This is a genomic window from Streptomyces sp. NPDC018019 (assembly GCF_044327805.1).
In the GTDB taxonomy this organism is placed as follows: domain Bacteria; phylum Actinomycetota; class Actinomycetes; order Streptomycetales; family Streptomycetaceae; genus Streptomyces.
The window spans coordinates 1-12,569 of the sequence record NZ_JBIRGD010000036.1; the positions used below are offsets into that span (position 1 = coordinate 1).

Sequence of the window (12,569 nt, forward strand, 5' to 3'; positions counted from 1 at the left end):
GTGGCCCGGTGCCGGCGCAGCGGCTCGACCTCCCTGAAGGAGCCCTCGTCCAGCAGCAGCCCGATCCGCTCACGCGCGGTGAGCTTGCCCTTGGCGTGCTGCGCCGCGGTCGCCCGCTCACCGGGCCCGCGCCGGGCCTGCTCACGGATGGCATGCAGCTCGGCGACCCGCCCGCGAGCGTCGTTCGACTCGGCGGGCACCTCTTCGACAGTGGTCATGCATCGACGGTACGTGGCCGGGGCCTCCGGAACCGATGTCGGTTTCGTACAACGTCCGAAGCGATTTGGTGGGCAGGCAGAACAGAAGCGGCCTGTACGCGGCCAGCGTCCGGCCTGCCGGGCACCCCGGACGGCCCGAGCGGTATGTAAGGCCCCGACAAAGCGCGCCCGCGTGGCGTTGTGGCGGTCCGCTGCTTGACCGGGCGCCGCCGGCCGCCGGGCAGCACCCCGGAACCGGCCTTGAACATGGGGAACGGCCGGTCAGCGCGGGGCGACCGTACAGATGTGGGTGGTGCAGGAGGTGCCCGGAGTGACCCGGAGGCGCAGCGCCGGAGCGGTCGCCAGCACCTCGACGGCGGGGTCGGCGGCGAGTACGGCACGGACCGGGCGGTCCCAGACCACCTCGAAGGGCGCGCCGGTACGCGGCGGCTCGGCCACGCACAGTGACGCCGTGCGACCGCCGTGGCGCCCGTACGCGGCCCGTGCCGGCCGTTCGCGCAGCAGGACGCTCGCGGGCGCCGAGACGGTCAGGCCGCCCGCCGACCCGGCCCGCCAGAAGGTGGCGGCGGTCAGGCCGAGCGACGGGACCGCGACCGCCTGCCGGTCGCCGGTGTTGGCGAGGACGGTCAGCCAGCGGCGGTCGGCGGCCCGCGCGGCCAGGGCGCGCGGGCCCGCCCCGGGCATCAGCAGGTACGCGTACGCGCCGTCCGCCGGGTCGGTGCCGTGGTCGAACCAGAGGGTCAGATAGCGGCGGGTGAAGGGCTCCGGCGAACCGCCGGTGTTGATGTCGCTCCACGCGCCCGTGCGGGTGTCGCGCAGCGCGTGCGGCACCGGCTCTCCCCCGCCGGGCAGGCGGGGGAAGACGTACCCGCCGTGCCCGGCCAGGTGGATCCAGCGGGCGCGTGGGAAGGAGAGCCGCCGGCCGGGCGCCGCGGGCTGCCGAACGCCGTCCACGGTCAGCGCGGGCGCCCCGGACGCGCCCAGGTTGCGGTTGTCCACGATCGTCTCGGCGGGCACCCCGTCGCGGGAGGCGATGCCGGCGCCGAGGCAGATGACGCAGTCCGCGGCGAAGAACCACGACTTCTTGGCGCGCAGGGTCGAGGACAGGCCGCGCACGTCCTGTCCGACCGCGGCGAACTCGCCGTCCGTGGTCCCGCCGACCCACCGCGCGGCGGGCTTGGGCGCGCCCCAGCCGCCGCCCTCGTTGTCGGCCAGCCGCTTGGCGGAGACGGTCGTGCCGGGCAGGCGGTACGGGTCCACGGTGGGCCAGAAGGCGTCCGTGTACTGGTCGCCCGCGAAGTCGTGGCCCCACCAGTAGAGCATTCCGGCGCCGGTGTGCCAGCCGCGCGGATTCTCCCCGTTGCCGTTCTCGTAGTACGTGATGCGGTCGGAGGCCATGGCCAGGCCGGCGGCCCAGCCGGGGCGGCGGTGCACGGCCCGGTCCATGGCCGGGAAGAGCTGGTGGCCGACGGGCTCCGGGGCGACCGGGCCGCCGTCGTCCGCGAGCGCCTTGAGGCGGGCCAGGTCGGCGATCTCGTACTGCCGGTCGGCTAGCACCGGGTAGCTGGTGTCCCGCCGGATCCAGCCGCGGACCATCGCCTGCCAGCGCTCCCGCTCCCGGGGCGTGGCGGCCTCCGCGAGCAGGGCGACGGCGGCGACGAGCGCGTGCCCGTGGAAGTGGTCTCCGCGCATCACCTTGCGCTCGTCGGCGCGCAGGTAGCCGCGGCTGATGGCGCGTCCGTTGACGCTGTCCATCATCAGGCCGTTGTAGAGCAGGGGGGCGTAGGCGTGCTCCACGCTGTCGAAGATGATCTGGCGCTCGGGATCGGTGACGGCCCAGTCGGACCCGCCGAGCAGGGTGAAGAGGCGGCCGAGCCCGTCGAGGAGGACGAAGCCGTAGGTGCCGGAGTAGGCGACCCAGGTGTGCTGGATGAAGGAGCCGTCGGCGTAGAGGCCGTCGCCCTTGGTGACGTACGGGAAGACCGGGGACAGCGCGTCGCGGGCCAGCGCGATCTTCGCCGGGGCCCGGCCCAGGATGCCGCGCAGCGCCACCACCCGGCACAGGTCGACGCGGTTGGCGCCGGTGCTGGTGCCGGTGTAGTCGCCGAGCATGGCATCCGGGACGAAGTGGTCGACGGCGGCCAGGTACCGCTCCCGCCGGTCCCGGCCGAGCTGCTCGTACAGCATCGCGACGGTGTCCAGGAGGAGCCGGGGGCTGCCGATCTGCCACTCCCACCAGTTGCCGTACCTCGTGGTGCCGGCGTGGTAGACGGTGGCGTGCACGTGGTCCAGGCCCCGGACGACGTCGGCGGCCAGCCCGGCGTCGCCGGTCAGGCCGGTACCGGGCTGGGCGTGGGCCCGCGCCATGGTGGCGAGGCGGCTGTAGCTGCGGGTGATGCCGGCCGGCGGGTCGAAGGGGCTGTCGGGCCAGAGCGAGCCGGCGGCCGGGCGCATGGCCGCGCGGAAGCCGCGGGCCAGCTCGCCGGTCTCCCGCAGGCGGGCGGCGTACGGCTCGGCGGCGGGGTCGTAGCCGGTGCCGAGCTGGATGCCGAGCCAGCGGCGGCGCAGGGTCTCGTACGGATCACCGTCGGCGGCGTGCGCGGCGGGTCCGGCCCCGGTGAGCGCGGGCGCCAGCGCCAGGCCGAGCGCGCCCGCTCCGGAGAAGCCGAGGAAGCCGCGACGGGACCAGCGGGGGGAAGGCGGCACGGTCCGTCCTCTCCGTGAGCGTCAACTGCGTACGGGAAGGGGGTGGTTGAGCGGTGTCCGACGGTTTAGCACGGGGCTCACACTTCGACAATGCCCATGACACGCCCACCACCGGGCGTACGGCACCTCGACCGCACGACCCTGCGCATCACTCCCCCGCGAGCCAGATGTTGAAACTTGAACTAGATTGGGCTACGGTGAATCTCGTTGAACCTTCAACAAACCTTTCCTCGAGGAGGCTCCCATGGCTCTGTTCCACCGCAAGCGCAACGCCGCCGACCGCGCCGGCTCCCCCGCCGGCACCGCCGTCCTCGACGCCGGCCCGGCCCTCGCCGCGCTGACCGGCGACTACACCATCGACCCGGCGCACAGCCGGATCGGCTTCGCCGTCCGGCACGCCATGGTCACCACCGTCCGCGGCTCCTTCGGCGGCTACGAGGGCAGCCTGCACCTGGACGGCACCGACCCGGCCCGGTCCACCGCCACCGTCGAGGTCAGCACCGCCTCCGTGGACACCGGCATCGCCGACCGCGACGCCCATCTGCGCGGCGCCGACTTCTTCGACACGGACGCCTTCCCGCTCATGACGTTCCGGTCCACCGCGGCCGAACGGGCCGGCGGCGACACCTACCGGCTGACCGGCGACCTGACGATCAAGAACGTCACCCGGCCGCTCACCCTCGGCCTGGAGTTCCAGGGCGCCGCCACCGACGTCTACGGCGCCGAGCGCGTCGGCTTCGAGGGCAGCGCCGAGATCCTGCGCTCCGACTGGGGCCTGACCTGGAACGCGGCGCTGGAGGCCGGCGGTGTGATGGTCAGCGACAAGGTCAAGCTCACCTTCGACATCTCCGCGGTCAGGGCCGCCGCCTGAATCCCCGGCGGCCCACCGCGCCTCGGAAAGCCCCGCGGCCCCGCACCGGCTCCTCCCCCAAGGACCGGTACGGGGCCGCGGTCACGCGGTGCGCCACCGCGCCCGGCGGCTACTCCTGCGGCTCGACCCCGGCCCGCATCAGCCCGTACGCGTAGGCGTCGTCCAGCGCCTGCCAGGACGCCGCGATGACGTTCTCCGCGACGCCGACCGTGGACCACTCCCCGCGCCCGTCGCTGGTGGACACCAGGACGCGGGTGATCGAACCGGTGCCCAGCCGGCCCTCCAGGATGCGGACCTTGTAGTCCACCAGCTCCAGCCCGGCCAGCTGCGGATAGATCCGCTCCAGGGCCACCCGCAGCGCCCGGTCCAGCGCGTGCACCGGGCCGTTGCCCTCGGCCGTGGCCACCAGCCGCTCGCCCTTGGCCCACAGCTTCACGGTCGCCTCGTTGGCGTGCGTGCCGTCCGGCCGGTCCTCGACGATCGCCCGCCAGGACTCCACCCGGAAGTACCGCAGCGGCCGGCCCTCCGCCTCCTCGCGCAGCAGCAGCTCGAACGAGGCGTCCGCGGCCTCGTAGGTGTACCCGGCCAGCTCGCGTTCCTTGACCCGCTCCACGACCCGGCCGACCAGCTCCCGGTCGCCGCTCAGGTCGAAGCCCAGCTCCTTGCCCTTGAGCTCGATGGAGGCGCGGCCCGCCATGTCGGAGACCAGCATCCGCATGCTGTTGCCGACCAGCGCCGGGTCGATGTGCTGGTACAGGTCGGGATCGACCTTGATCGCTGAGGCGTGCAGCCCGGCCTTGTGCGCGAAGGCCGAGACGCCGACGTACGGCTGGTGGGTGGACGGGGTGAGGTTGACGACCTCGGCGATGGCGTGCGAGATCCGGGTGGTCTCGGCGAGCTTGCCCGCGGGCAGCACCCGGCGCCCGTACTTCAGCTCCAGGGCGGCCACGACCGGGAAGAGGTTGGAGTTGCCGACCCGCTCGCCGTAGCCGTTGGCGGTGCACTGCACGTGCGTGGCGCCCGCGTCCACGGCGGCCAGCGTGTTGGCCACGGCGCAGCCGGTGTCGTCCTGGGCGTGGATGCCCAGCCGGGCCCCGGTGTCCGCCAGCACCGTCCGTACGACGGCCGAGACCTGCGCGGGGAGCATGCCGCCGTTGGTGTCGCAGAGCACCACCACGTCGGCGCCGGCCTCGCTCGCGGTGCGGACGACCTCCTTGGCGTACACCGGGTCCAGGGCGTACCCGTCGAAGAAGTGCTCGCAGTCCAGGAAGACCCGGCGGCCCTGGGCGCGCAGGTACGCGACGGTGTCCCGCACCATCGCGAGGTTCTCCTCCGGAGTGGTGCGCAGTGCCAGCTCCACGTGCCGTACGTGCGACTTGGCGACCAGGGTGACGACCGGCGCCTGCGACTCCAGCAGCGCCGCGACCTGCGGGTCGTCCTCGACGCGCACCCCCGCCTTGCGGGTGGCGCCGAAGGCGACCAGCTGGGCGTGCCGGAAGTCGATCTCCGCGCGGGCCCGCCGGAAGAACTCGGTGTCGCGGGGGTTGGCGCCGGGCCAGCCGCCCTCGATGAAGCCCACGCCGTAGTCGTCCAGGTGCCGGGCGATGGTCAGCTTGTCGGCGACGGTCAGGTTGATGCCCTCGCGCTGCGCGCCGTCGCGCAGCGTGGTGTCGAAGACGTGGAAGGCGTCGGACAAGGAGGGGTCGGGTGCGTCCGTCATGCTGGTCATGGCTCCTGTCGGGTCTCGGTTTACCGGAATGACCGGTTCCACCGCCCCCTCATGGTCCCGCGCGCTTCGCCGCCGGTGAAAGGTGGGCCGGAAACGAAAAGACCCCTCGCGGATGCGAGAGGTCTGCGCGCGGGTCTGGGACGACGGTGACCGCGCCGTACTCGGTGGGTACGAGGCGGTCACTGCGGACCGGCGCGCCTGCTGCCAATAATCATGGCGAACGAGAGCACGTGCGGCAGTTTGCCACATCCCTCCGAGGAGCGGGCGGGTGTCTCACAGTGCGGGCCGCCGCGGAGGGCCGTTCCCGCGTCCTCACTCGCCGGACGGGCTCGCCTTCGCCGGCTGCGGCCCCGGCTGTGCGGGGACGGCCGCGCCCGCGTTCCCGTCCCGCCGCACCCGGTGCAGGTCGATCGTCCGTGTTTCGCGCATGGTGATGTAGACGATCAGGGAGACCGCCGCGCAGCCCGCCACGTACCAGTAGTAGCCCGACTCGATGCCGCCCTTCTTGAACCAGAGGGCGACGTACTCGGCGGTGCCGCCGAAGAGCGCGTTGGCGATGGCGTACGGGAGGGCGACGCCCAGGGCGCGGATGCCGGTGGGGAAGAGTTCGGCCTTCACACAGGCGTTGATCGAGGTGTAGCCGGTGACCACGAGCAGGGCCAGCAGCGAGAGGCCGAGCGCGGGCCAGAAGCTGCCGGCGTGCCGGAGCAGCGTCATGATCGGCACGGTCAGGAAGGTGGACCCGACCGCGAAGGTGATCAGCAGCGGCCGGCGGCCGATCCGGTCGGACAGCCGGCCCGCCAGCGGCTGGATGCACATGAAGACGAACAGCGCGCAGAAGCTGACCAGCGAGGCGGTGGGCTTGGCCATCCCGGCGGTGCCCGAGAGGTACTTGGTGAGGTAGGTCGTGTACGTGTAGTACGCGACGGTGCCGCCCATGGTGAGCGCGATGACGAGGAACGCCTCGCGCCGGTGCGCCCACAGCGCCTTGATCGTGCCGCGCGCCGGGTCGCTGTGCGCACTGTCGTCCTGCGCGTACACCTCCGTCTCCAGCATGTTGCGCCGCAGGTAGAAGACGATGGCCGCGCCGAGCGCGCCGATGATGAACGGGATGCGCCAGGCCCAGCTGTGCAGCGCGTCCTCGGACATGGTGCGCTGGAGGACGATCTGGAGGCCGAGGCCGAGGAGCTGGCCCGCGGTCATGGACACGTACTGGAAGCTGGACGCGAAGCCGCGCCGGCCGGGCGCGGACGCCTCGGTGAGGTAGGTCGCGCTGGCCGCGTACTCGCCGCCGACCGAGAGCCCTTGCAGCATGCGGGCGAGGAGCAGCACCGCGACGCCACCGTACCCGGCCACCGCGTAGGTCGGCGCGACGGCGATGAGGACGGCCGAGGCGGACATCAGGGTGACGGTGAGGGTCAGCGCGGCCTTGCGGCCCTTGCGGTCACCGACCCGGCCGAGCAGCCAGCCGCCCACCGGCCGCAGGAAGAAGCCGACCGCGAAGATCCCCATGGTGTTCATGAGGTTGGCGGTGTCGTTCCCCTTCGGGAAGAAGGAGTCGGCGAAGTACACCGCGAAGCTGGCGTACACGAACCAGTCGAACCACTCGACCATGTTGCCGGCCGAGCCGACCCAGATCTTCTTCCACTGCTCTCGTCCCATGACCGATCACGGTCGCCGACGGGCGCCCGCCACGGCAAGAGCGCGGCGGGCAACGATCACGCTTCGTTACCTGCGGAGCATGCGCACCGCCTGCGGATATCCGCTTTCTGGCGTACGTTCAGCGGACGTGCCGCAGGAACACGTCGGTCTCGTGGTTGGTGTCGCCGGTGACCAGGTCGTCCAGGTACGGCTCGAAGACGACTTCGCGGCCGTCCGGTGTCATCGCGTCCGGCCCGGCGGTGCCCATCCGGGGCCTGCCGTCGGTGCCGGGGCTGACCAGGGTGTCCTCGTCCGTCCCCAGGTCCTTGAGGTACAGCCCGTACTCGACGCCGCAGGAATGCAGCAGCAGGCGCCGGCCGTCCGGGCTGATCGCGGCGTTGAACGAGCCGCCGCCGACCGCCTCGGAGCCGTCGGGCGCGGTGTTCACCCGCTCGGTGCGCGGCCCGTGGCCACCGGCCGCCGCGGGCGGACCGCCGGCCGCCACCGTCCCTGCGAGCGCGGCGGCCACCACGGCACCCGCCCATCCGCGTCTGCCCGTACCCGTGCCCTCGCCCATGCTTCCCCCGGAAACACCCGCCCCGGCCCTGCGCCGGAGCGCCAGGGGATGCAACCGCGTCTCCGGCGACCGGGTCAATGCGCTCTTTTCCGTACAACCGGTGCGGAAGTTGGGGCGTCCGGAGGCGGCGGGCGTTCTCCGTACACCCCTGGTGTTCACCCCCCGGCCGTGGGCATCAGCGCCTCGTCCAGGAACTCCCCCACGTGCCGCAGCACCTGCGCCCGGTCCAGCCCCGGCAGGCCGACGACGAGGTGCGTGCTGAAGCCGTCCAGCAAGGCCCGCGTACGGGTGGCGAAGCGCTCCGCGTCCACGGCCCGCAGTTCGCCCTGCGAGGCGCCCTCGACCATCAGCGCCACCAGGTCCCGGTGCCAGGCCAGCTCCAGTTCGAGCTGGCGCTCGCGGGTCTCGTCGTCCGCGTTCTGCGAGCGGTTCCACACCTCCAGCCACAGCGTCCAGCGCGGGTCCCGGTGCCCTTGGGGGAGGTACAGCTCCACCAGTGCGTCGAGCCGCTCGCGCGCCGGGACGCGGCGGGCGAGCGCGGCCCGGCGCTGGGCACCCAGCTGTTCCTCGCTCCACTGGAGCGTCTGGAGGAGTAGCTCGTCCTTGGTGCCGAAGTAGTAGAGGATGTGCCCGCTGCTCATTCCGACCTCGCGGCCCAGCCCGGCCATGGTCAGCCGGTCCAGGCCCGCTTCGGCGATGGTGGCCATGGCCGCGGCCAGGACCTGCTCGCGGGGCTGGGTGAGCCGCCGTCGGGGGCGGCGGGCCGGTCCGGGCACGGGAACCTCCGAGAACGTCACACGGTGCCCACCTTGGGCTGCTGCTGGGTGATGCAGTGGATGCCACCGCCCGCTGCGAAGATCGTACGGGCGTCGGTCAGCGTCACCGCGCGCTCGGGGAACAGCCGCCGGAAGATTTCCGCTGCGTGCTCGTCGCGCGGGTCACCGAAGCCGCACAGCACCACGCCGCCGTTGCACAGGTAGTGGTTGATGTACGAGTAGTCCACCGGCTCGCCGTCCACCTCCACGACGGTCGGCGCGGGCACCTCGACCACCTCCAGCCGCTTGCCGCGGGCGTCCTTCGAGGCGCGCAGCAGGTTGACGATCTCGGCGCACACCGCGTGGTCGGGGTGGGCCGGGTCGGGCTGGGTGTGCGCGACGACGACGCCGGGCCGGGCGAAGGCCGCGACGATGTCCACGTGCCCGCGGGTGCCGAACCGCCCGTAGTCGGCGGTCAGTCCGCGCGGCAGCCAGATCGCCTTGGTGGTGCCGAGGCAGGCGTGGATCTCCGCCTCGACCTCCTCCCGGGTACGGCCCGGATTACGCCCGGGATCAAGCTGCACGGTCTCCGTCAGCAGCACCGTCCCTTCCCCATCCACATGCAGGCCGCCGCCCTCGTTCACCAGCGACGACGCGTACGTACGGGCTCCGGCCAGACCGGCCACGTACCCGCCGGCCTCCGCGTCCCGCTCCCAGCGGGCCCAGTCCTGGCCGCCCCACCCGTTGAACACCCAGTCCACGGCGGCCAGTTGCCCCGCCCCGTCGGCCAGGAAGGTCGGCCCGATGTCCCGCATCCACGCGTCGTCGAGCGGCCGCTCGACCACCTCGATGTCCGGACCGAGCAGCAGCCGCGCTCCCGCCGCCTGCCCGGGAGCCGCCACGACGGTGACCGGCTCGAAGCGGCGCACCGTACGCGCGACGGCGGCCCACGCACGGCGGGCCTGCTCCAACTCCTCGCCGCCCTCCGCACCGAAGGTGGCGTTGGGCCCCGGCCAGGCCATCCAGGTGCGCTCGTGCGGCGCCCACTCGGCAGGCATACGGAAGCCGTCGGCGGCGGGGGTGGTCATGGGGACCTCCGGGCTCAGGAGCGGAACGAAAGAGCAAGGCGGGGCGACCCCCGTCCGGGCCGCCCCGCGGATCGTGCGCGGCACCGGCCCGGTGGCGCTTTTGGAGCGCCACTCTAACCAGTGCCACTCAGCCTGCCAACCATTCTCCAGCGATCGCCACAGACCACTTTGACCAACACACAAATGCGCGGCATCGCCCCATCCCCTTCACCGCACCCCACCGTCGGGCCTCGCCCCCGGCCGGCCGTCCCGGCACGGATACCGGTGGCCGCCACCCCTTATGTGCGGCCGACTCATCGACCGGGTGCTCGGCCTACTGCTCTCGCTCCGCTATCCCGCCCGGCCACCTTGAGGGCGGCGGTGACAGCGAGGCCGGCGGACTGGCCCGACCGCCGGCCCCCCGGCCCAGTTTCGGCCCCCTCCTCACCGCCCCATCGGCGGGCTCCGCCCCCACTTCCGTGGCCCGTCCAATCCGCGATGACCTCGCTCGCCCTGCCGTGTGTAGCTCCGACCCGTCACGAACACGCCGCAGCGACGGGGAGGGCTGCATGGCGCACAACCATTTCACCGTCCATCCGGACAAACTTCGCGGCTTGTCCCATGACTTCAAGCAGGTGGAAAACAGACTGGAAGGGAAGGTCGACACCTTCGCTCCGCATTGACCGATCCGGACGGCGCATACGGCGGCTGAAGGCGGAGCGTAACCATGTGGCGGGTCAAAAGAAGCATCCGTACCTACCGCGACAATCCCGCATGGCACCACTACCGCAAGACTGCGCCTCCTGAATGGGTGAATCAGTTCGGCGTCCCCGGCCACCCCTTCGGCACCTGCCGCAATCACGCCCGGAATGTGCTCGAAGGGCAGGTGCGGGGGTATCCCGCGACGCTCTTCCACCTGGCCGCAGTACGAAAAGGCGGACGGTACGGCACCGACGTCAACATGTACTCGATAGCCGTACTGACGCTTCCCACAGCACTCCCCGACACCTCCGTGTCCACCGGAACACTCGTCTACCGGCTCCGTTCGGACCCCCTCCCGCCACACGCGGGAAAGCCGGTTCGCCTGCCGTCCGGCCGCAGGCCCCGCATGATCAAGTGTTCCGTCGACCCGGCCTTCGCCGAACTGGCCATCACCGAGGAGGTCGTCCGGATGACGGCAGACGCAAAGGCGGGATGGCGTCTGCACGGCCACCACATGATCGGCTGGATCAGCGGACGGCGCCCGTACGAGAAGATCGTCAGCCTGGCAGAGACCATGACCGCCATTCTCGGAGAGCTTCCCGCGTCCGTGTGGAGAGCAGGCACCGGTGACCGCTCTTCAGGTGAGCGCTGACCGGCCTGCCACCCAAAAAAGTGCGCTGCCCGAAGCACGGCATGCGACCACCACTGCTACACCCCGGGCAGTGTGCCGGTGGTTTCGATTTCCTTCAGACGCGCGGAGAACCCGGGGATGCGATGCGCGCAAGCCAAGCGAGAACGGTGCCGACGATCTCACGCACCACCTCGTACCCGCTCTCGCCTCGGCGCGTCGGAAACCACCGGCGAAGGGATCATGGGTCGGTCGTGCCGAACGGCCGCCCGGCGAGGTGCCGGGCGGCCGTTCGGCCGGGCGTGGGCGGGGTCAGCCCAGGGGGTGCATCCAGCCGTGGGTGTCCGGGGTGGTGCCGGTCTGGAGGTCCAGGAGGGCCTTGCGGAGCTTCATGGTGACCTCGCCGGGCTTGCCGTCGCCGACGGTCCAGGAGGCGGCCTCGGACTTGACCGAGCCGACGGGGGTGATGACGGCGGCGGTGCCGCAGGCGAACACCTCGGTCAGGGAGCCGTCCTCGGTGGCGGCCTTCCAGTCCTCGACGGAGATACGGCCCTCGGCGGCCTCGTACCCGAGGTCGGTGGCGATCTTCAGGAGCGAGTCGCGGGTGATGCCGGGCAGCAGCGAGCCGGACAGCTCCGGGGTGACGATCTTGTTCCCGTACACGAAGTACAGGTTCATGCCGCCCATCTCCTCGATCCAGCGGCGCTCGATCGCGTCCAGCCAGACGACCTGGTCGCAGCCGTGCTGGGCGGCCTGGGCCTGGGCGACGAGGGAGGCGGCGTAGTTGCCGCCGGTCTTGGCGGCGCCGGTGCCCCCGCGCACGGCGCGCACGTACTCCTGCGAGAGCCAGACCGAGACCGGCTGGACGCCGCCGGTGAAGTAGGCGCCGGCGGGCGAGGCGATGACGATGAACAGGTACTCGTTGGCCGGCCGGACACCCAGCCCGACCTCGCTCGCGATCATGAAGGGGCGCAGGTAGAGCGATTCCTCACCGTTGGTCGGCACCCAGTTCTTGTCCTGCCTGACCAGGGCGTCACAGGCCTCGATGAACGTTTCGACGGGCAGCTCGGGCATGCCCAGACGGCGGGCGGACGCCTGGAAGCGCCGGGCGTTGGCGTCCGGGCGGAAGGTGGCGACGGTGCCGTCGGGCTGGCGGTAGGCCTTGAGCCCCTCGAAGATCGTCTGCGCGTAGTGCAGCGTCATGTTGGCCGGGTCCATGGACAGCGGCGCGTACGGCACCAGCTGCGCGTCGTGCCAGCCGCGGCCCTCCGTCCACTTGATCGTCACCATGTGATCGGTGAAGTACCGGCCGAAGCCGGGGCTGGCCAGGATCTTCTCCCGCTCCGCAGCGGGCAGCGGGTGGGCGCTGGGCTTGAGCTCGATCGTGGGCGTCGTCATGAGTGCGTGTCCTTCACCGGTGAGGTTGTGGGGCCGCGCTCACGAACTCCTTGTCGGTACAGGACGTCCGGTACTCCCCTCGTACGGCGGCTCCACGTTCGATTATCGCTCCCGTGCTGCCGGGGACGGAAATGCCGTGGTGCGGAGGACGGGACGCCCGGCCCGGAACCGGACCCGTGTGCGCCTGCCAGGGGACGATGGTCGCACCCAACCCGGCGGTAGCACAGTCACGGACATGCGCGACAGCGCCGGGGCACGGTGCCCCGGCGCTGTCACC

Annotated in this window: 10 protein-coding genes; 2 read left to right on the forward strand and 8 right to left on the reverse strand. The window is 72.0% G+C overall.

All coding sequences use genetic code 11. The features are described from left to right. Positions 1–218, reverse strand: a 218-nt coding sequence (locus tag ACH4FX_RS37600) for a carboxyl transferase domain-containing protein (RefSeq protein WP_398485987.1), incomplete at its 3' end; no start/stop codon positions are given. 261 nt (positions 219–479) lie between these two features. Next, positions 480–2,924 (reverse strand): polysaccharide lyase 8 family protein, encoded by a 2,445-nt coding sequence (locus ACH4FX_RS37605; RefSeq protein ID WP_398485988.1) that lies wholly within the window; start codon positions 2,922–2,924, stop codon positions 480–482. Between the two features lie 244 nt (positions 2,925–3,168). Here ACH4FX_RS37605 and ACH4FX_RS37610 point away from each other — a divergent pair, with 244 nt between their 5' ends. Continuing rightward, on the forward strand, positions 3,169–3,795 hold the full coding sequence (locus tag ACH4FX_RS37610; protein WP_398485989.1) for a YceI family protein: 627 nt from the start codon (positions 3,169–3,171) through the stop codon (positions 3,793–3,795). Between the two features lie 109 nt (positions 3,796–3,904). Here the strand turns inward: ACH4FX_RS37610 and cimA are convergent, their stop codons facing one another. The 5 genes from cimA to ACH4FX_RS37635 all read right to left on the reverse strand — a co-directional run bounded on the left by cimA (position 3,905) and on the right by ACH4FX_RS37635 (position 9,585). Beyond that, a complete protein-coding gene (cimA, locus tag ACH4FX_RS37615; protein WP_398486040.1) occupies positions 3,905–5,515 on the reverse strand; it encodes a citramalate synthase in 1,611 nt (536 codons plus the stop codon). Positions 5,516–5,836: 321 nt separating this feature from the next. Then, the gene (locus ACH4FX_RS37620) at positions 5,837–7,186 is read right to left on the reverse strand and encodes an MFS transporter (RefSeq protein WP_398485990.1); all 1,350 of its coding nucleotides are present in this window, start codon (positions 7,184–7,186) and stop codon (positions 5,837–5,839) included. 118 nt (positions 7,187–7,304) lie between these two features. Next, the gene (locus tag ACH4FX_RS37625) at positions 7,305–7,742 is read right to left on the reverse strand and encodes a hypothetical protein (protein ID WP_398485991.1); all 438 of its coding nucleotides are present in this window, start codon (positions 7,740–7,742) and stop codon (positions 7,305–7,307) included. Positions 7,743–7,897: 155 nt separating this feature from the next. Then, a complete protein-coding gene (locus tag ACH4FX_RS37630; RefSeq protein WP_398486041.1) occupies positions 7,898–8,518 on the reverse strand; it encodes a TetR/AcrR family transcriptional regulator in 621 nt (206 codons plus the stop codon). 17 nt (positions 8,519–8,535) lie between these two features. After that, the gene (locus ACH4FX_RS37635; RefSeq protein WP_398485992.1) at positions 8,536–9,585 is read right to left on the reverse strand and encodes an agmatine/peptidylarginine deiminase; all 1,050 of its coding nucleotides are present in this window, start codon (positions 9,583–9,585) and stop codon (positions 8,536–8,538) included. 706 nt (positions 9,586–10,291) lie between these two features. On the opposite strand from ACH4FX_RS37635, the gene ACH4FX_RS37640 reads away from it, so the two are divergent. Continuing rightward, on the forward strand, positions 10,292–10,918 hold the full coding sequence (locus ACH4FX_RS37640) for a hypothetical protein (protein WP_398485993.1): 627 nt from the start codon (positions 10,292–10,294) through the stop codon (positions 10,916–10,918). A 288-nt stretch (positions 10,919–11,206) separates the two neighbouring features. Here the strand turns inward: ACH4FX_RS37640 and ACH4FX_RS37645 are convergent, their stop codons facing one another. After that, positions 11,207–12,292 (reverse strand): branched-chain amino acid aminotransferase, encoded by a 1,086-nt coding sequence (locus tag ACH4FX_RS37645; protein WP_398485994.1) that lies wholly within the window; start codon positions 12,290–12,292, stop codon positions 11,207–11,209. Between the last annotated feature and the right edge of the window lie 277 nt (positions 12,293–12,569).

Bases quoted from the DNA above. Each gene is read 5' to 3' on its own strand.
- ACH4FX_RS37610 (WP_398485989.1), top strand. From the start codon at position 3,169: ATGGCTCTGTTCCACCGCAAGCGCAACGCCGCCGACCGCGCCGGCTCC.
- cimA (WP_398486040.1), bottom strand. From the start codon at position 5,515: ATGACGGACGCACCCGACCCCTCCTTGTCCGACGCCTTCCACGTCTTC.
- ACH4FX_RS37620 (WP_398485990.1), bottom strand. From the start codon at position 7,186: ATGGGACGAGAGCAGTGGAAGAAGATCTGGGTCGGCTCGGCCGGCAAC.
- ACH4FX_RS37625 (WP_398485991.1), bottom strand. From the start codon at position 7,742: ATGGGCGAGGGCACGGGTACGGGCAGACGCGGATGGGCGGGTGCCGTG.
- ACH4FX_RS37635 (WP_398485992.1), bottom strand. From the start codon at position 9,585: ATGACCACCCCCGCCGCCGACGGCTTCCGTATGCCTGCCGAGTGGGCG.
- ACH4FX_RS37640 (WP_398485993.1), top strand. From the start codon at position 10,292: ATGTGGCGGGTCAAAAGAAGCATCCGTACCTACCGCGACAATCCCGCA.
- ACH4FX_RS37645 (WP_398485994.1), bottom strand. From the start codon at position 12,292: ATGACGACGCCCACGATCGAGCTCAAGCCCAGCGCCCACCCGCTGCCC.